We start from the raw sequence: 19,021 nt of genomic DNA on the forward strand, positions 1-19,021 counted from the left end.
TATTTAGCGCACCGTCGTCTCCTCGACGGTGCGCTCGCCCCGTGCGTCTTTGCACGCGGGCGATTTTTTCTGCCCGGGGAACGACGTCCCAGTGTCGACAGTCAGCAAATACTCCCTATTGGACGAAGGACATGAGCACACCAGTGAAGGCACCGAAGCCAGGGCCGCGCGCCGCCGGGGCGCAGCCGCCCCGGCCGAAGGCCCCCAAGCCCGGCCCGCCGCAGAACTCCCCCGCCGCCGCCCCGGTCCTCACCGGCGCGCAGGCCATCGTGCGAGCCCTCGAGCAGCTTGAGGTCGAAGCGGTCTTCGGCATCCCCGGCGGGGCCATCCTCCCCGCCTACGACCCGCTCCTCGACTCCACCAAGGTGCGCCACGTCCTCGTCAGGCACGAGCAGGGCGCCGGGCACGCCGCCGAAGGCTACGCGCTGGCCACCGGCAACGTCGGCGTCTGCATGGCCACCTCCGGACCCGGCGCGACCAACCTCGTCACGCCCCTGGCCGACGCCCACATGGACTCGGTCCCGGTCGTGGCCATCACCGGCCAGGTCGCCTCGGCGGCCATCGGCACCGACGCGTTCCAGGAGGCCGACATCCAGGGCATCACGATGCCCATCACCAAGCACTCGTACCTGGTGACCGACGCCGCCGACATCCCGCGCATCCTGGCCGAGGCCTTCCACGTCGCCTCCACCGGACGCCCCGGCCCGGTCCTGGTCGACATCCCCAAGGACATCCTCAACGCCAAGTCGCCGTTCGTGTGGCCGCCCAAGCAGGACCTGCCGGGCTACCGGCCCACGATCCAGCCCCACGGCAAGCAGATCCGCGAGGCCGCCTCGCTCATCGCCGACGCCAAGCGGCCGGTGCTGTACGTCGGCGGCGGCGTGGTCAAGTCCGGCGCCCACGCCGAGCTGCGCCGGCTCGCCGAGCTGACCGGCGCGCCGGTGGTCACGACGCTGATGGCGCGCGGGGCGTTCCCCGACACCCACGACCAGCACCTGGGCATGCCCGGCATGCACGGCACCGTGCCTGCCGTCCACGCGCTCCAGAAGTCCGACCTCCTGGTCGCCCTCGGCGCCCGCTTCGACGACCGGGTCACCGGCAAGCTGTCGACCTTCGCGCCCGGGGCCAAGATCGTCCACGTCGACATCGACCCGGCCGAGATCGGCAAGAACCGCGAGGCCGACGTGCCGATCGTCGGCGACTGCCAGGCCGCCATCGCCGCGATGGTCGAGGCCTACGAGGACCCGGGCCCGGAGCGCCTCAAGGGCTGGTGGGAGACCCTCAACGATCTGCGCGAGCGCTACCCGCTCGGCTACGAGGCCCACGACGCGGACGAGTCGCTGGCCCCGCAGCACGTGATCGAGCGGCTCGGCCGGCTCGCGCCCGACGACACCATCTGGACCGCCGGCGTCGGCCAGCACCAGATGTGGGCCAGCCAGTTCATCACCTACGAGACGCCGGGGACCTTCCTCAACTCCGGCGGCCTGGGCACCATGGGCTTCGCCGTTCCGGCCGCGATGGGCGCCAAGCTGGGCGAGCCCGACCGGACCGTGTGGGCCATCGACGGCGACGGCTGCTTCCAGATGACCAATCAGGAACTGGCCACCTGCGCGGTGGAGGGCATCCCGATCAAGGTCGCCGTCATCAACAACGGCAACCTCGGCATGGTCCGCCAGTGGCAGACCCTGTTCTACGACAAGCGCTACTCCAACACCAACCTGTCGACGCACCACAGCGACGAGTCGCCGCGGGTGCCCGACTTCGTCAAGCTCGCCGAGTCCCTCGGCTGCGTGGGCCTGCGATGCGAGCGCGCCGACCAGGTCGACGAGGTCATCGAGGAGGCCGGCGCCATCAACGACCGGCCCGTGGTCGTCGACTTCACCGTCGGCCGCGACGCCATGGTGTGGCCGATGGTCCCGGCGGGCGTGTCCAACGACGAGATCCTCTACGCCCGCGACGTGCGGCCCACCTTCGACGACGAGGAGGCGGTGTGATGACCAAGCACACCCTCTCGGTCCTCGTCGAGAACAAGCCGGGCGTCCTGGCCCGCGTGGCCGCCCTGTTCTCCCGGCGCGGCTTCAACATCGACTCGCTGGCCGTCGGGGAGACCGAGCACCCCGGCGTCAGCCGCATCACCATCGTGGTCGGCGTCGAGGTGGGCTCGCTCGAGCAGGTCACCAAGCAGCTCAACAAGCTCATCCACGTGCTCAAGATCGTGGAGCTGGAGCCGGACGCCTCCGTGCAGCGGGAACTGCTGCTGGTGAAGGTCCGCGCCGACGCCGCCACCCGCGGTCAGGTGATCGACGCCGCGAACCTGTTCAAGGCCCGCTCGGTCGACGTCACACCCGACACGGTCACCTTCGAGGTCACCGGGAACTCCGACAAGATCGAATCGTTCCTGGAAGTCCTCGAACCGTACGGGATCAAGGAGCTCGTCCAGTCGGGGACCGTCGCGCTCGGGCGCGGGGCCAAATCGATGGCCTCGCTGTCCCGGTACGTCTCACCGAGCCAAGTCAAGTAAGGAAGATTGGATTCAATGTCCGCTGAAGTGTTCTACGACGACGACGCCGACCTCGCCCTCATCCAGGGCAAGAAGGTCGCCGTCCTCGGCTACGGCTCCCAGGGCCACGCCCACTCGCTGAGCCTCCGCGACTCCGGCGTCGAGGTCGCCATCGGGCTCCAGGAAGGTTCGAAGTCCCGGCCGAAGGCCGAGGAGGCGGGCCTGAAGGTCCTGACTCCGGCCGAGGCGACCGAGTGGGCCGACATCGTCATGATCCTGGTCCCCGACACCGTCCAGGCCAAGCTGTACGCCTCCGAGATCGCGCCGAACCTGAGCTCCGGCATGAGCCTGTTCTTCGGCCACGGCTTCAACATCCGCTACGAGCTGATCCAGGCGCCCTCCGACGTCAACATCGCGATGGTCGCGCCCAAGGGACCGGGCCACATGGTCCGGCGCCAGTTCATCGACGGCAAGGGCGTTCCCGCTCTGGTCGCGGTCGAGCAGGACCCGAGCGGCGACACCCAGTCGGTGGCCCTGGCCTACGCCAAGGCCATCGGCGGCACCCGCGCCGGCGTCCTCAAGACCACCTTCAAGGAGGAGACCGAGACCGACCTGTTCGGCGAGCAGGTCGTGCTCTGCGGCGGGACCGCCGAGCTCATCCGCGCCGGCTTCGAGACCCTGGTGGAGGCCGGCTACGCGCCGGAGGCCGCCTACTTCGAGTGCCTGCACGAGCTCAAGCTCATCGTGGACATGGTCTACGAGGGCGGCCTGACCAACATGTGGTACTCGGTCTCGGACACCGCCGAGTACGGCGGCATCACCCGCGGCCCGCGGATCATCAACGACCAGGTCCGGGCCGAGATGAAGCGGGTCCTCACCGAGATCCAGGACGGCTCCTTCGCCAAGGAGTGGGTCGCCGAGTCCGAGAAGCGCGAGAACTTCAACAAGCTGCAGGCCGAGCAGACCGAGAGCCAGATCGAAGAGGTCGGCTCGAACATGCGGAGCCTGATGCCGTGGGTGCGCCACAAGTACGAGGCCGGCGCGTCTTAGTCCGGCCACCGCCGGGACGGCCCCTGCCCCTTGCGGGCGGGGGCGTTTTTCGTCGCCGGGCCCGTCCGGTCGGCCGCCGCGAGTCCGGCCGGGCTATTGCTGGCGGGCTGCGGCGACTTCGCGGGCGGCCGGGGACAGCGCCGGACCCACCTGGTTGATGAGGTTCGCCAACTCGTGGCCGACCTGCCCGATGTCGCAGTGGAGCCCGGCCAGCGCCAGCAGGCTGGCACCGCTGGAGACGGACATCGAGAACATGTATCCGCCGTTCATCTCGGTGAGGTTGCTGATGACCGGGTCTGCCTGCAAGGACCTCGCCGCTCCCGCCAGCAGGCTCGTCAGGCCCGAGGCGATGGCCGACAGCCGCTCGGCCTCGTCGCGGGGCAGTGAATCGTTGGAGGCGATCAGCAGTCCGTCGGCCGCCACCGCGATCACGTGCGTCACGTGGGGGACGCGGCCTACGAAATCGTTGAGCAGGAAATCCAATTGTGAGCTGGTCATAAGGTGTCCTTCAGTTCCTGGGGTTCGTTTGCGATCTGCTGCCCGAGAGGCCGCGGGCGTAGGCCGAGTACGTGGCACCGATGGTGCGGGGATCGCGGTGGATGGGCCCGTCGGAGCGCTCGTTGGTGGGGGCGACGGCTCCGGGGGCCAGGTTGGACATCGGCTGCCGCATCGGGAGGCCGTTCTCGGTGAGTGCGGGGGACTCCTGCCCGTTCGGCGGGAGTGGCGCGCCGGCCAGCAGCGACGGCTCGGCGTATCCGGCGTCCCCGACGTCGAACTTGACCTGCGGAAGCTGTGCCAGGGCCTCGGTCGGCTCGTCGAGCACCGACGCCGTCGGCCGGGAGCCGCCGACGGCCGCCACGCCCCGGGCGGGGGAGGGGGACGGCGGGGCCGACTGCGGCGTGGCGGACTTGTCGAACAAGGGGGCGTTGCGCCGCTGGTTGATCGGGTCCGGCGGCGGCGGTGCGGAGGCGCCGGCGGCGATCGCGGCGGTCCTGGTGGGGGGCTCCTCCGGCGGGGTGAACGACAGGATGCGGCCGGGGATGGCGACCTCGGCGATGGTGCCGCCGCCTATGGAGGGCCGCAGCTCCACCTCGATGCCGTAGCGGACCGCGAGGTGGCCGACCACGGTCAGCCCCATCGCCTGCATGGCCTCGAGGTCGACCGGGACGCGGCGGCGTATGCGGTCGTTGAGTTGGGCCATGCGTTCGGCGTCGATGCCGATGCCGTGGTCGCGGATTTGCACGAGGGCTCGTCCGGTCAGGACCCTCGCCGAGACCTCGGCGCTGGACTCGGAGTAGCGGGTGGCGTTGTCCATCAGTTCGGCCAGGAGTTGGACGAGGTCGTCGACGGCCTCGGCCTTGACCCAGGCGCCGTCCTCGGCGGCCAGGTCGATGCGGGTGTAGTACTCGATGCGGCTCTGGGCGGCGGTGAGGACGTCGCCCAGTTTCGCTTCGGTGGTGCGGACCTTCGCGGCCGAGGATCCGCCGAGGACCAGCAGGCTGTCGTTGGTGCGGCCGATCAGCGAGATGAGGTGGTCGAGCCGGAAGAGCCGCTGGAGGCGCTCGGGGTCCTGCTCGTTGCGTTCGGCGTCGTCGAGTTCGGAGGTGAGGCGGCCGGTGAGGGAGTGGCCGCGCCGCGCCAGGCGGACGAAGATCGCGCCGACGTGGTACCGCAGCAGCGCCTGCTGGGCGGAGATGCGGATGGCCTCGCGGTGGATGATGTTGAACGCCTCGCCGACCTCGGCGAGTTCGTCGGTGCCGCGCGTGCGCAGCGGGGGAGTGGTGCGGGCGGCGAATTCGAACGGCGTGAGCCCGTTGAGGCCCTCCTGCTCGTCGACGTGCTTGACCGCGCGCGGCAGGTCGACCATGGCGATCTGGCGGGCCGATCCGGACAGGTCCCGCAGCCCGCGGGTGACCGAGCGCCCGAGACCGAAGGCGATCAGGACCGCGATGGCCAGTGCCGCGACCGCGATCGCGCCCTCGATCATGAGCCGCTGGACCACCGATTCGCGGATGGCGGCGGCGAGGGCGTCGGTGTCCTCGAGTGAGTCGACGACCAGAGCCGCGGTGGCCGCGTGCCGGGAGTCGTAGGCGGTCATCAGGGACTCGTGGTCGATCTCCTGCACGTCGTCGGACCGGGACCCGGCGATCGCGCTTTCGAGCCGGTTGGCCGGGCGGGCGTCGCCCGCGCCGAGGCCGCCGACCTTGAACACCGCCGCGTCGGGGTCGACCTGGGCGGTGATGCGGCGGTATTCGCCGAGCGTCTCCTCGCGGGCGCCGGTGAGGCGCACGAACGGCCGGTACTTGTTCGCCAGCGCTTTGCCGTCCTCGAGGCTGAGCACGAGCAGGCGGAGCTGCTCGGACTGCTCGTCGATGTCGAGCAGGAGGCTGGCGGTGCGCAGTTCGCGGCTGAGGTCGGCGGTGCCGGCGACGTCGACCGCCCGCTCGAGCACCGCCGACATGCGGGCGATGGCCGAGTTGTACACCGTCAGGTGCACTTCGGCCACGGTGCCGTTGTGGACCGCGCGCCGCGCCAGGTCGAGTCGGCCGAGCGGCTTGTCGGCCAGGTCGAGCAGCTCGAAGACCTCGGCGTCGAGGTCCTGGTCGAGTTCGGTGCGGGTGGCGTCGAGGACTTCGAGTTCGGTGTCGGCGGCCGATTCGGCCGCTTCGAATCCGGCGGTGAGGTCGTCGTCCTCGCCGAGTCCGGCCCGGTCCTGGAAGATCAGTTTCGCCGCGGCGAGGCGCTCGGCCTGCATCGCCTGGATGACGCCGTTGACGTCGCCGACGAGGCTGACGACCTCGGCCGTGTCGCCGACGGCGGCGGCCTCGGCGGCCGACTCGGCCAGGCGCACCCCGACCATGCCGGTGAGGGTGAGCGCCGGGATCAGCAGCATGATCGCGAGCTTGGTGCGGATCCTGATCGACGACCACCACGGTCCCCGGTCGGGGACGGGGTCGGAGGGGGCGGCGGCGTCCTCCACCATGGCGGTGGCTCCTTCGGTTTCTCGGGGTGAAGTCATCAGTCGACTCCCAAGTAGGCCTTGACGACTCGGGGATCGGACAGCAGCTCCTCGGCCGGTCCGCTGTGGGCCGTCCCGCCGGTCTCCATGACGTGGGCCGTGTCGGCGGTGCGCAGCGCCCGGCGGGCGTTCTGCTCGACCAGCACGACGGTGACGCCGGCCCGGCGGATCTGCTCGATCGCCGCGAACACCTCGTCGACGACCTTGGGGGCCAGGCCCATCGACGGTTCGTCCAGGAGCATCACCCGGGGCCGGGCGATCATGGCGCGGGCGATGGCGAGCATCTGCTGCTCGCCGCCGGACAGGGACCCGGCCGGCAGGGAGCGGCGCTCGGCGAGCACGGGGAACAGGTCGTACATCTCCGCTTCGGGCGCCGCCTGCCTGCGGCGGCGGTAGGCGCCGAGGCGGAGGTTCTCGGCGACGGTGAGGGAGCCGAGGATCTGGCGCCCTTCGGGAACGAGCACCAGGCCGGCGGCGACGCGGCGGTGCGCCGGCCAGCGGGTGATGTCCCGTCCGTCGAGCCGGACGGCCCCGGACTTGGGGCGCACCAGCCCGGCGGCCGCGGCGAGCACCGAGCTCTTTCCGGCGCCGTTGGCGCCGATGAGGGCGACCAGGCCCCCCTCGGGGACCTCGATGGACACGTCGCGGACGGCCTGGACGCGCCCGTAGGAGACGTGGACGGATTCGATGGCGAGCAGCGGTTCAGACATATTCGTTCTCCCCGGTCTCGCCGGTGCCGAGGTAGGCATCGACGACCTTGGGGTCGGCGGCGACCTCGCGCGGTTCTCCGGCGGCGATGACCTCGCCGAAGTTCATGACCACCAGTCGCGTGCAGGTCTCCAGGACCATGCGGACGTTGTGCTCGATGAGCAGGACGGTGATCCCGTCGTCGGCGAGGGAGCGGATCAGTTCGGCCAGGTCGGCGGCCTCGACGTGGTTCATGCCGGCGGCCGGTTCGTCGAGGATCAGCAGCGCCGGGTGGGCGGCCAGCGCCCGGGCGATCTCGAGGCGCCGCTGGTCGCCGTAGGACAGCGCACCGGGCCGCAGCCCGGCCCGGTCGTCCAGGCCGACGCGGCGGAGCTGGGCCCAGGCCAGGGCGTGCGCGCGGCGCTCGTCGCGGCGGGCCGAGGGCAGCCACAGCAGCCGCCGCAGGAAGGTGGGGCGGGTGACCGGATGGGCGCCGACCAGGACGTTGTCGAGGGCGCTGAGCCGGTCGAACAGTTTGGAGTGCTGGAAGGTGCGGCTGAGGCCGGCCTGGGCGAACCGGTGGGCGCCGCCGGCCGGGCCGAGCGCGACGCCGAGGACGTCGCCGCCGCCGGTGGTCGGCGGTTCCAGGCCGCTGATCATGTTGATCAGGGTGGTCTTGCCGGCGCCGTTGGGGCCGATGACGCCGAGGATGTCGCCGGAGGCGATCTCGAGGTCGACCCCGTGGACGGCGCGGACGGCCCCGTAGTCCTTGCCGAGGTCGCGGAGCCGGACGAGCGCGGTGCCGGTTTCAGGCGGCGGCGGCAGGGCCGCGAGCGCGTCCAGGTCGGGTTCGGGCGGGCGCGGGCGGCGGCGCGCGCGGGTGACCAGGCTGGAGAGCCCGCCGGGCAGGAAGACGATGACCGCCAGCAGCAGCAGCCCGGTGACCAGCGGGTGGATCCATCCGGCCTCGAGTCCGAGGGACTCCTGGATTTCGGGGACGGCGGTGAGGAAGCCGCTGCCGAGGATGGGGCCGAAGTACACCAGGTAGCCGCCGACGACGGCGGTGACCAGCCCGTCGAGCATGAGTCCGAAGTCGAATGCGGCCGGGATGATGCGGCCGAAGAAGTAGGCGAACAGGACCCCGTAGACCCCGGCGATCGCGCCGGAGGCGACGAAGGAGGTCATGCGGGTGCGGACGACGTTGACGCCCATGGATCCGGCGGCGAGCTCGTCTTCGCGGACGGCGGCGAAGGCGCGTCCGGTGCGGGAGGGGCCGAGCCGCCAGAACAGGTAGGCCAGGACCGCCACGACCGCCCAGGCCAGGTCGACGGTCACCCATTTCTCGACCCGGATGCCGAGGGCGCCGTTGGTCCATTCGGCGTTGGTGATGACCACCCGCACCATCTCGCCGAACGCGATGGTGGCTATCGCCAGGAACACGCCTCGCAGCCGCAGCACCGGCAGCCCGAGCCCGAATGCCGCCAGGGCGCCGACGGCGGCGCCGACCGGGATCCCGACCAGGACCGGCGACAGCGAGCCGAACAGCGGCTCGGTCGGGACGATCAGGGTCGAGACGTAGGCGCCGAGAGCGGCGAATCCGGCCTGCCCGAGGCTGAGCTGTCCGGCCATGAGCACGACGTGGAAGGAGTAGGCGAGGATCGCGCCGAGCGCGATGGTGGTGATGAGTGTGTCGTAGCCGGCGAGCATCAGACCTCCCTGACCTTGACGTGCCCGAACAGGCCGCGGGGTCGCAGCACCAGGACGGCGAAGAGGACGGCGAAGGCGACCATGCCCTTCCAGGTGGAGTCGAGCCAGTGGACGGTGAGGGCCTCTGCGAGTCCGAGGACCAGCCCGGCGGCCATCGCGCCCCACAGGGACCCGAGTCCGCCGAGGATGATGACCGCGAATCCGATCAGTTCGATCGAGGCGCCCAGTCCGCGGCCGGCCTGGCCGAGGTTGAGCGCCAGGAGCGCGCCGGCGACCGCGCCGAGACCGGACGACAGCGCGTAGGTCCCGGCGGTCACGAGCCCGACGTTGACGCCGAGCACGCGCGCGGCGCCCGGGTTCTCGGCCACGGCCCGCATGGCCCGTCCCATCGGGGAGGAGGAGACGAGCCATGCGAGGCCGAGCATGAGCGCGAGCGCGAGGGCCAGCGTCACGATCTGCGTCAGGGTCACGCGCACTCCGGCGATCTCGTAGAGCCGGTTGGGAAAGTACTCCTGCGGGAAGCTCTTCGGCTCGGTGCCGTACCGGGCGTGGAGGACCGCGATGAGCACCCCGCCGAAGGCGATCGAGGAGATCAGCCCGGCGAAGTGCTCGTCGTCGCGGCCCGACAGCGGCCGGAACGCGGTGCGTTCGAGCACCACGCCGAGGACCGCGCCGATCGCGGCCACGGCCGGGAACATCGCCCACACCGGGAGGTCGAACCGCACGGCGAGTTCGATGCCGGCGAAGGCGCCGGCGGTGAAGATCGCGGCGTGGGCGAGGTTCAGGTGCCGGAGGATCCCGAACACCAGCGTGAATCCGATCGCGAAGAGCGCGTAGATCGAACCGGCGAAGACGCCGTTGGCCAGTTGCTGCACCATCGATGGTTCCCTGACGGAGGTTGAGAGGTGTGGACGGCCGCGATCAGCCCTCGAGGAGGGTGAACTCGCCGGAGCGGATGATCTGGACGAACGGCTCCTGGGTGACCTCGCCGTCCTCGGCGAGGGAGATGGGGCCGAGGATGGAGTCGAACTCCAGGATCTGGCCGAGGTTGTCCTTGATCGCCTCGCGGTTGGCGTCGCAGTCGGCGCGGACGGCCTCGTCGATCAGGTAGGCCGCGGTGTAGGCCTGGGCGGCGAACTGGTCGGGGGCCCGGTCGTACTGCTCGGTGTAGTCGGCGATGAAGTCGGCGTTGCCGGTGGTGTCGGCCGCGGCGCTCCAGGCGCCGCCGACGATGAGGCCCTCGGAGGCGTCCTCGAGGGCGCCGACCAGGACCGGCGAGTTGAAGGCGTTGCCGCCGACGATCGGCGACTCGATGCCGAGGTCGCGGGCCTGCTTGACCAGCGGGACGGTCTCGCCGGGCAGGGCCGAGAGGATCAGCGCGTCGACCTCGTTCTGCTGGACCTTGCTGAGCTGGGCGCTGAAGTCGGTGTCGCCGGTCTCGAAGCTCTCTTCGACGACCACCTCGACGCCTTCGTCGGCGAGGACGTCGGTCATGGTGTTGAACGCCGAGTCGGTGAACTCGTCGGCGCTGTCGTAGAGGACGGCGACGTTCTCGATGCCGAGGGTCTCCTTGGCCGCGGGGATGCTGGCCGCGAGCGCGACCTCTTCGGGCAGGGAGGCTCGGAAGATGTAGTCGCCGATCTCGGGGATGCCTTCGGCGGTGGTGGAGATGCCGACGGTGGGGACGCCGGCGCTCTGGGAGTCGGTGTAGGTGGTGAACGCCATGTTGGAGAGCGTCGGGCCGATGATGGCGCTGACCTCGTCGCGGTCGATGACCTTCTCGAAGGCGGCGACGGAGTCCTCGAGGCTGGTCTTGTCGTCCTCGTAGGTCACCTCGTACTCGACGCCGCCGGCGGCGTTGATCTCCTCGAAGGCCATTTCGATGCCTTCGCGCTGGTACTCCCCGGCGAACGCGGCCGCTTCGGTGAGGCTGAGGACGGCGCCGATCGGGACGGTCTCCTCGATCGTGCAGTCGGCGCCGGTTCCGGAGCCGACGAGGGTGTCGTCGGACTGTTCCGCCGCTCCCTCCTCGGAAACGCAGGCGGCCGAGGCGAGCAGTGCGGCGGCAGCCGCGAGGGCGCCGGAAGTTCTGTAGAAACGCATGTTCTTCCTTGAGAGTCACTGACGGGTGGGGGCGACAGCGGGGACCGTCCGCTTCGCGGAGTGTGGGGTCCCGCTGGCGGCACGACGCACACGATATCCGGACGGAACGTCAGACACAAGAGCGAACAGGCAGATCATTCAAAAAGGAGCTTGAACGGTATATCTCACCGGTGGAGCCCCAGCAAGGGTTTTATACCATCGGCACCAGTCGGCACGTGCGGGAACACCCGGACCAGGGATGCGGCGGATATTCGGGCTCCTATATAACAGACCGCCGAATCCTTTATGAATTCGGGTTATACCAGTTCGAATGCGGACGGGTCGTGGGCGGTTCCACCCGGGGGCCGCACCCGTTCGACACCGCGGACGAGGCCGTTATGCTGGTCTGGTGGTTGACGTCGACAGTGCGCGGACCTACCGGGTCCAGACGTTCGGGTGCCAGATGAACGTGCACGACTCCGAGCGGATCGGCGGTCTGCTCGAAGACGCCGGGTACGTGCCCGCCGACGACTCGCAGACCCCCGACCTGATGGTGTTCAACACCTGCGCCGTGCGCGAGAACGCCGACAACAAGCTCTACGGCAACCTCGGCCACCTGCGCCCGGTCAAGCGGAAGCACCCGGGCATGCAGATCGCGGTCGGCGGCTGCCTGGCCCAGAAGGACCGCGGCGAGATCGTCGAGCGCGCCCCCTGGGTCGACGCCGTCTTCGGCACCCACAACATCGGCGCGCTCCCGACCCTGCTGGAGCGCGCCCGGCACAACGAGGCCGCCGAGGTCGAGATCCTGGAGGCGCTCGAGACCTTCCCCTCGACGCTGCCCACCAAGCGCGAGTCGACCTACTCCGGCTGGGTCTCGATCTCCGTGGGCTGCAACAACACTTGCACGTTCTGCATCGTCCCGTCCCTGCGCGGCAAGGAGAAGGACCGCCGCCCCGGGGAGATCCTCTCCGAGGTCCGCGCGCTGGTCGACGAGGGCGTCTCGGAGGTGACCCTCCTGGGCCAGAACGTCAACACCTACGGCGTCGAGTTCGGCGACAAGTACGCCTTCGGCAAGCTGCTGCGCGCCTGCGGCGAGATCGACGGACTGGAGCGGGTCCGTTTCACCAGCCCGCACCCGCGCAACTTCACCGACGACGTGATCGCGGCGATGGCCGAGACACCGAACGTGTGCCATCAGCTCCACATGCCGCTGCAGTCGGGTTCGGACCGCGTCCTCAAGGAGATGCGCCGCTCCTACCGCTCGGCGAAGTTCCTCGGCATCATCGACAAGGTGCGCGAGGCCATGCCGGATGCGGCGATCACCACCGACATCATCGTGGGTTTCCCCGGCGAGACCGAGGAGGACTTCCAGGCCACGCTCGACGTGGTCGAGGCCGCGCGGTTCTCCAGCGCCTTCACCTTCCAGTACTCGATCCGGCCCGGCACCCCCGCCGCCGAGATGGCCGACCAGATCCCCAAGGCCGTGGTCCAGGAGCGCTACGAGCGGCTCGTCGAGCTCCAGGAGCGCATCTCCTGGGAGGAGAACCGGAAGCTCGAGGGCGCCGAGGTCGAGCTGCTGGTGACCGCCGGCGAGGGCCGCAAGGACGAGGCCACCGGGCGCCTGTCGGGCCGGGCCCGCGACGGCCGCCTGGTCCACTTCTCGGTCACCCCGCGCGAGGCCGACGCCTACGACAACGCCGAGGGCGTGCGCCCCGGCGACGTCATCACCACCACCGTCACCTACGGCGCCCCGCACCACCTGGTGGCCGACGCCGAGATCCGGAGCCACCGGCGCACCAGGGCCGGCGACGCCTGGGAGTCGGGCCGCAGCCCGAAGCTCCCCGGCGTGAGCCTCGGCATGCCGACCATCGGCCGAAAGAGCGAGGCCGAGACCCCCGGTTGCGCCTGCTGACCAGCCGCGTCGGCCATGGGCGGAGTCACTTCGCGTCCTGCCTGCCGAATGTCGACGCACTCCCTCAGCGCCCGGTTCGCAATGTTGGGTAAGTCGGCCTCGCCCGGTGGCACTACCCACTCCGTGCGCTGACCTGTCACCTTGGCGATCCGGTCGAAATCGCGGTCGTAGTGAAGGACTTTGACCGAATGCCGCTCGGCCGTTGCCGCGATGACGATGTCCGGCATCCGGACCGTTCGGTGTTCGGACTGCTTCACCAGGATCGCTTGGATCTCGACGGCGCGGTCCCAGACTTGATCGGGTATGAACAGCCGTTCGAAGCCTCTGCACCACTCGTGAATATTGTCGCAGTCCGCGGTGTTCCGGGCACCGTAGACCAGCTCCATCTCAATCGGGGGGCAGATGGCGACCAGCCCGCTTTGGATGAGCGGTGCGACGCGCTCCGCCACGGCCGGTTTTCTCTGACGAATGAGAACGCTGGTGTCGAGGAGATGGGTAGCCGTCGTCACCAGGCCCGGTCCCTCAGCTCGCGGTGGTCTTCGAATTCCATACCGCCGTCAGCGAGCCACTCCATGAGTCGCTCCCGCCTCCGCCGGTCGACCGCGTCCTTGAGGGCCGCGTTGACGGTACCGACCTTCGTGTTGGTTCCGTAGATCTCGGCCGCCAGGGTGATCAGTTCGTCGTCGAGGTTCATCACTGTTCTCGGCATTGTCTTCACCCCCCTCACCGTAGACTGCCGCAGAGCCCAAGCATACCGTCAGCGCACGCGTGTCGCGATCACTTCTGTCGCCTTCTTGACAGCGTCGATCGATTCAGGTGGATACCGCGACGACGCCAACCGGGATATCAGAAGATGAACCCCAGCGGGAATCGGATCACAATCAAGGCCACACCCACTATGCCCAGGACCAGGCCCGCCATGGCCATGCCGCGGTTGTCGGCCTCGCCCCGGTTGGCCTTGCCGAGACCGAGGGCGCCGAAGATGATCCCCAGGATCGCGCACGGCAGGCAGCACACCCCGATGATCCCGAGCACCAGGCCCGCGACCCCGAAGCCGTTCTCCGGCGGCCGGCCCGGCGGGTACGCCCCGTAGGGCGCCGGCACCGGCATCGGCGGAGGCGCCGTCGGATACTGCATGCCGTACGGGTCGTACCGGTACGGCCCCGGCGACCGCGCCGGGGACGAGCCGGGCAGATCGTCCAGCACCCGGTTGAGATCGCCGTACGACGCGGCCGCGTACGCCTCGCCCGAGCGCCGCTCGAACTCGGCCAGGGACAGCCGCCCCGCCTCCAGCGCCTCCCGGAGCTGGCCGATCACGTGCTCCCGCTCATCGTCGGACACGTTCATGCCGTAGGGGTCGGGGGCGTCCATGATGCTCCTCTGGGTCGGGCGGGGGCCGTGCCGCCGTCGAGCCGGCCGGGGGTCCCCAAAAGCGTACGCAATGGACGCCCCCGGCGCGGATCAGACGAGGCTGTCCTCCCACCGGCGGTGGAGCTCGGCGTAGTTCCCGCCGGACTCGACCAGGGCCGCCGGCGGGCCGTCCTCGGTGACGAGCCCCTCGCTCAGCACCACCACGCGATCGGCGATCTCGACCGTCGACAGGCGGTGCGCGATGATGATCGCCGTCCGGTCGGCCAGGATCGTGCGCAGCGCCCGCTGCACCAGCCGCTCCGAAGGGATGTCGAGCGAGGAGGTCGCCTCGTCGAGGATCAGCACCCGCGGGTCGGCCAGGAAGGCCCGGGCGAACACCACCAACTGGCGCTGGCCGGCCGACAGGCGCCCGCCGCGCTTGCGGACGTGCGTCCCGTAGCCCTCGGGGAGCGCCTCGATGAACTCGTGGGCGCCCACGACCTCGGCCGCCCGGACGATCTCCTCTCGGGAGGCCCCCGGCTTGCCCAGCTCGATGTTCTCGGCGATCGTGCCGTTGAACAGGAAGTTCTCCTGGGTGATCATCACGACGTTGTCGCGCAGGTCCGCCTCGGTCAGCTCGCGCAGGTCGACCCCGTCGAGCCTGATCGACCCGCCGCGCGGGTCGTAGAACCGGCTGACGAGCTTGGCCATCGTGGTCTTGCCCGCCCCGGTGGCGCCCACCAGCGCGATCGTCTGTCCCCCGGGGATGCGGAGGTCCAGGTTCGGCAGCACCACCTCGTCCTCGCGGTAGTAGAAGGTGACCTCGTCGAACCGCAGCTCGCCGCGCGGCCGCTCGATCCGCTCGGGTTCGCCGGGCTCGGGCACCTCGATCCGCTCGTCCAGGACGCCGGAGAGCTTCTCGAGCGCCGCGGTGGCCGACTGGAGCACGTTGTAGAACTGCACCAGCTCGTTGAGCGGGTCGAAGAAGCGCTTCATGTACAGCAGGAACGCAGTGAGCACGCCGATCTCGGTGTTCCCCTGCATGGCCTGCCAGCCGCCGAAGAGGAGCACCACGACCGTCGCCAGGTGGCCGATGCCGCGCACGCCCCCGGACATGATCGCGTTCTGCTGGTGGCCCTTGGCCTGCGCCAGGCGGTTGTCCTCGTTGAGCCGCCCGAAGATCTCGCGGTCTCGGCCCTCGCGCCGGTAGGCCTGGACGGCGCGGATGCCGCCCATGGACTCCACGAAGTAGACGATCAGGACCGCCACGGTCTCGCGGGCCTTGCGGTAGGCGATCGCCGAGACCCGGCTGAACCACTTGGCCAGCATGAGCATCAGCGGGAACGTCAGCAGCGAGACCGCCGCCAGCAGCGGATCGATCACCAGCATGACGACGGTGATGGTCACGACGTTCATCGCCGCCAGGACCAGGTCGTCCACGCCGTTCTCGGTCATCTCGCGGATCGACTCCATGTCGGAGCTCTGGCGGGCGGTGACCCGGCCGGAGGTGAACCGTTCGTGGAAGGCGATCGAGAGGCGCTGGAACTTCCAGAACACCCGGTTTCTGAGCGCGTACAGCATCGCGTTGCCGACCCGGGCCGACTGGGCGATGTAGAACCGCACGCACAGGTACTCGAGCGCGGCGGTGACCGAGAAGGCGACGGCGATGCCGACGATGATCGAGTAGTCGCCGCGTTCGCTGATGGCCGGGATGCCGTGGTCGATGCCGTACATGACCAGGATCGGGGCGGCCATGGTCGCGAAGTTCTGGACGACGAGGATCCCGACCAGGAGCGCGATGGACCGCCGATGCGGGCGCATCATCGATCCCAGCAGCCTGCGGCTGCGCGAGCGCAGCTCCCGGATCGCCTCGGCGTCGTCGAGTTCGGCGCTGGTGCGCTCGGCGTCGGCCTGTTCGGCGCGCCCGCGCCAGGCCGCGTGCCGGTGCTGATGGGCGCTCATGCGGCGACCTCCTCGGCTTCGGCGGCGAGCACGTCCCCGTAGGCGCGGCTGGACTCCAGCAGTTCGGAGTGACCGCCGACGGCCTCGATCCGTCCCCCGTGGAGCAGCGCCACCCGGTCGGCCAGCGCGACCGTGGAGGGCCGGTGGACCACCACCAGCGCCGTCGTGTCCCGCAGCACCTGCCCCAGGGCGTGCTCGACCAGTTCCTCGGTGTGGACGTCGAGCGCCGACAGCGGGTCGTCGAGCACCAGGACGGCCGGTTTGACGACCACGGCCCGGGCCAGTGCGAGCCGCTGCCGCTGCCCGCCCGAGAGCGACAGGCCCTGCTCGCCGATGCGGGTGTCGAGCCCGTAGGGCAGGTCGTGGACGAAGTCGGCCTGGGCGATGCGCACGGCCTCTTCGACGTCGCGCTCGTCGGCGTCGGGGCGGCCGAGCGCCAGGTTCTCCCGGACGCTCATGGAGAACAGCGTGGCCTCTTCGAACGCGGTGGTGACCACGCTTCGGAGGCCGTCGAGCCGGAGGTCGCGGACGTCGGTGCCGTCGAGGGTGATCCGCCCGCCGGTGGGGTCGTTGAGCCGCGAGGGGAGGGAGACCAGGGTGGTCTTGCCCGAGCCGGTCTTGCCGGCGATCGCGACCGTCTCGCCGGGTTTCACGGTCAGGTCGACTCCGCGCAGGACCTCGGTGCCGTCGTCGTAGGCGTATCTGACGCCTTCGAACGCCAGCTCGCCGCGGACGGTGGACCGGTCGACCGTGCGGGCCCCGGGCCGGTCGCGGATGTCCGGTTCGGTGTCGAAGACCTCGTAGACGCGGTCGGCTGCGGTCATCGCCTCGTTCCCGTGGGCCATGACCCAGCCGGCGGCCTCGATCGGCCACAGCAGACCCAACTGGAGCAGGATGAACGCGGTCAACTGCCCGAGTGAGAGCTGGCCGTTCGCGACCAGGATCGCGCCGACGACGAGCGTGGCGCCGAGCCCGGCCGAGGCGATGGCGCCGAACGCCGACCACGAGCGGGAGGCGATGAGGCTTTTGCGGACGCCGCGGTGCCGCAGCTCGTCGGCCTCCCGGTCGAACCTCCCGGCCATGAGCGGTCCGCGCCCGAGCGCCTTGATCGCGCGGATGCCGAGCGCCGATTCCTCGGCGGCGCTGGAGACTTCGCCGGACTGGTCCTGCTCGGACCTGGCCGCGGGGAGGAACTCCTTGAAGAAGCCCCGGCCGATCAGGAACAGGGGGACGGCGGTGGCGGCGACCAGCAGCGCCAGCCGCCATTCGATCCAGAACAGTTGGGCGAGGATGACCGTCGACATGCCGACGGCGCTGATGGCGAAGATCAGGCCGCCTGCGAAGAAGCGGCGGATCATGCCCAGGTCGACGGTGACCCGGGCGAGGAGCTGCCCGGTCTGCCAGCGGTCGTGGAAGCCGGTGTGGAGCCGCTGGAGGTGCTCGTACAGGGCGGCACGGATGTCGGCCTCGATGGACATCGCCGTGGAGGTCTGGAAGTAGCGCCGGGTGAGCGCCAGGAGGGCGTCCGCGGCGCCGAGGGCGGCGATGAGTCCGGCGAACGCCCAGAGCCGGTCGAGGTCCCGGTCGGCGATGGGGCCGTCGATGGCGGCGCCGACCACGGGAGGGATGGAGAGCGCGGCGGCGATGTTGAGGAGCACCATGGTCCACAGTGCTCCGAGTCGGAAACGGTAAGGGTATAGGTACTGCTTGAGCCTCCACAGGTTGGCCAGGGGCGACTTCCGCAATCGCGGATCGTCTGTTTCGGACACGCTTGATGATCTCGACCGCTCTGAACCCACCCGGCCACCGTAGGCAGGCCGGGTGGGAGGCGGCAAGCGATTTTCTAGCCGGGCGGCTAGTGACGCTGGGAACAGTTCGAGTACGTACGTCGGCCGGGCACTACTCCAGGAGCAGCTCCCGGAGCCGCTCGGCGTCGCGGAAGCCGGCCGAGCGCGCGTAGGAGGACATCGAGCCGAACCGCTCCTCGATCGCCGCGATGGTCCGCCGCATCGCCTCGGCCGGGGTGCCCAGGCCGCGGTCGCGCTGCGGCGCGCCGAGAGTGGCGTCGCGCCACGCCCGCCACCGCATCAAGCCCACATTGGACAACTCGTAGTCGGCGGCGATGTCCTCGGCGTCGACGCCCAGCAGCGACAGCAGCACCGCCGCGATGATGCCGGTGCGGTCCTTGCCGGCCATGCAGTGAAAGATCACCGGCTCGCCGCCCGCGATCACCTGGAGCGAGTCGCGGACGGACTTGTAGCCCGACTCCATCATGCCGGTGTACCGCTGCGACAGGAAGCGGACGATCTCCTCGTCGGGGGAGTCGTTGAAGACCTCGATCTCCACCGACTCCCAGGCGATGTGGAGCATCTCGAAGTGGTGGAAGGCGACCCCGTCGCGCTCGGGGAACCGGCCGGTCTTCGCCAGCTCGTTCGGGCGCCGCAGGTCGATCACGTGCCGCACCCCGAGCTCCTCGACGATGTAGTCGAGGTCGGCCTCGGTGGCCTGCCCGAAGTTGTCGGAGCGGAAGACCTGTCCGGTCTTGACCTTCTTGCCGTCGGCGGCGTCGAGGCCCCCGACGTCGCGCAGGTTGAAGACCTGCTCGGTGGGGAGGAACTGATGGGGGAGGACGTCCGGGGTCATGCCAAGCCTTCCTGTCGGCGGGGTGTCACGTTCGGTATTGTCCCGCACTGCAACGACGGCGCGAACCGCTGCGGTCCACGCCGTTGTGAGGCTCAATTATGGCCGCCCG

The 19,021-nt window shown here is 70.0% G+C and carries 15 protein-coding genes and 1 pseudogene; 4 read left to right on the forward strand and 12 right to left on the reverse strand.

The window, feature by feature from the left end:
• The first annotated feature begins 131 nt into the window (after positions 1–131).
• The 3 genes from CUT39_RS12235 to ilvC are packed head-to-tail and all read left to right on the forward strand — an operon-like array spanning position 132 to position 3,550.
• Complete coding sequence (locus tag CUT39_RS12235) at positions 132–1,994, forward strand: acetolactate synthase large subunit (protein ID WP_100446914.1); 1,863 nt, start codon at positions 132–134, stop codon at positions 1,992–1,994.
• Entirely contained in the window at positions 1,994–2,521 is a 528-nt protein-coding gene (ilvN, locus tag CUT39_RS12240) for an acetolactate synthase small subunit (RefSeq protein ID WP_100446916.1), read from the forward strand. The genes CUT39_RS12235 and ilvN overlap by 1 nt, the downstream gene beginning before the upstream one ends.
• A 15-nt stretch (positions 2,522–2,536) precedes the next feature.
• Positions 2,537–3,550, forward strand: a complete 1,014-nt coding sequence (gene ilvC, locus CUT39_RS12245; protein WP_100446918.1) for a ketol-acid reductoisomerase — start codon at positions 2,537–2,539, stop codon at positions 3,548–3,550.
• Between the two features lie 93 nt (positions 3,551–3,643).
• Here the strand turns inward: ilvC and CUT39_RS12250 are convergent, their stop codons facing one another.
• Genes CUT39_RS12250 through CUT39_RS12275 form a run of 6 tightly spaced genes read right to left on the reverse strand, consistent with a single transcriptional unit; the run spans position 3,644 to position 11,066 of the window.
• Positions 3,644–4,048, reverse strand: a complete 405-nt coding sequence (locus CUT39_RS12250) for a roadblock/LC7 domain-containing protein (RefSeq protein ID WP_100446920.1) — start codon at positions 4,046–4,048, stop codon at positions 3,644–3,646.
• A 10-nt stretch (positions 4,049–4,058) separates the two neighbouring features.
• The gene (locus CUT39_RS12255) at positions 4,059–6,569 is read right to left on the reverse strand and encodes a sensor histidine kinase (protein WP_157930644.1); all 2,511 of its coding nucleotides are present in this window, start codon (positions 6,567–6,569) and stop codon (positions 4,059–4,061) included.
• Positions 6,569–7,279, reverse strand: a complete 711-nt coding sequence (locus tag CUT39_RS12260; RefSeq protein WP_100446924.1) for an ABC transporter ATP-binding protein — start codon at positions 7,277–7,279, stop codon at positions 6,569–6,571. Before CUT39_RS12260 ends, CUT39_RS12255 begins: the two co-directional genes overlap by 1 nt.
• Entirely contained in the window at positions 7,272–8,963 is a 1,692-nt protein-coding gene (locus CUT39_RS12265; protein ID WP_100446926.1) for a branched-chain amino acid ABC transporter ATP-binding protein/permease, read from the reverse strand. The genes CUT39_RS12260 and CUT39_RS12265 overlap by 8 nt, the downstream gene beginning before the upstream one ends.
• The gene (locus tag CUT39_RS12270; protein ID WP_198587079.1) at positions 8,963–9,841 is read right to left on the reverse strand and encodes a branched-chain amino acid ABC transporter permease; all 879 of its coding nucleotides are present in this window, start codon (positions 9,839–9,841) and stop codon (positions 8,963–8,965) included. The genes CUT39_RS12265 and CUT39_RS12270 overlap by 1 nt, the downstream gene beginning before the upstream one ends.
• A gap of 43 nt (positions 9,842–9,884) precedes the next feature.
• Positions 9,885–11,066 carry an ABC transporter substrate-binding protein gene (locus CUT39_RS12275; RefSeq protein WP_100446928.1) on the reverse strand — a complete coding sequence of 394 codons (1,182 nt, stop codon included), beginning with the start codon at positions 11,064–11,066 and terminating at the stop codon, positions 9,885–9,887.
• A gap of 385 nt (positions 11,067–11,451) precedes the next feature.
• Here CUT39_RS12275 and miaB point away from each other — a divergent pair, with 385 nt between their 5' ends.
• Positions 11,452–12,957, forward strand: coding sequence for a tRNA (N6-isopentenyl adenosine(37)-C2)-methylthiotransferase MiaB (miaB, locus tag CUT39_RS12280; protein WP_408611140.1), 1,506 nt, complete (start codon positions 11,452–11,454; stop codon positions 12,955–12,957).
• Positions 12,958–13,109: 152 nt separating this feature from the next.
• Here miaB and CUT39_RS21810 read toward each other — a convergent pair.
• From CUT39_RS21810 to CUT39_RS12310, 6 genes and pseudogenes are all read right to left on the reverse strand, one after another.
• A pseudogene (locus CUT39_RS21810) lies at positions 13,110–13,466 on the reverse strand (PIN domain-containing protein); the annotation flags it as partial.
• Entirely contained in the window at positions 13,463–13,666 is a 204-nt protein-coding gene (locus CUT39_RS12290) for a type II toxin-antitoxin system VapB family antitoxin (RefSeq protein WP_100446932.1), read from the reverse strand. The pseudogene CUT39_RS21810 and the gene CUT39_RS12290, both read right to left, overlap by 4 nt.
• A gap of 137 nt (positions 13,667–13,803) precedes the next feature.
• The gene (locus tag CUT39_RS12295; protein WP_100446934.1) at positions 13,804–14,328 is read right to left on the reverse strand and encodes a DUF1707 and DUF4190 domain-containing protein; all 525 of its coding nucleotides are present in this window, start codon (positions 14,326–14,328) and stop codon (positions 13,804–13,806) included.
• A gap of 90 nt (positions 14,329–14,418) precedes the next feature.
• Positions 14,419–16,269 (reverse strand): ABC transporter ATP-binding protein, encoded by a 1,851-nt coding sequence (locus CUT39_RS12300; protein ID WP_100446936.1) that lies wholly within the window; start codon positions 16,267–16,269, stop codon positions 14,419–14,421.
• Positions 16,266–17,930, reverse strand: a complete 1,665-nt coding sequence (locus tag CUT39_RS12305) for an ABC transporter ATP-binding protein (RefSeq protein ID WP_100446938.1) — start codon at positions 17,928–17,930, stop codon at positions 16,266–16,268. The genes CUT39_RS12300 and CUT39_RS12305 overlap by 4 nt, the downstream gene beginning before the upstream one ends.
• A 238-nt stretch (positions 17,931–18,168) precedes the next feature.
• Positions 18,169–18,912 carry a tyrosine-protein phosphatase gene (locus CUT39_RS12310; protein WP_100446940.1) on the reverse strand — a complete coding sequence of 248 codons (744 nt, stop codon included), beginning with the start codon at positions 18,910–18,912 and terminating at the stop codon, positions 18,169–18,171.
• Between the last annotated feature and the right edge of the window lie 109 nt (positions 18,913–19,021).

The organism is Glycomyces xiaoerkulensis, from assembly GCF_002798405.1.
GTDB classification, from domain to species: Bacteria; Actinomycetota; Actinomycetes; order Mycobacteriales; family Micromonosporaceae; genus Glycomyces; species Glycomyces xiaoerkulensis.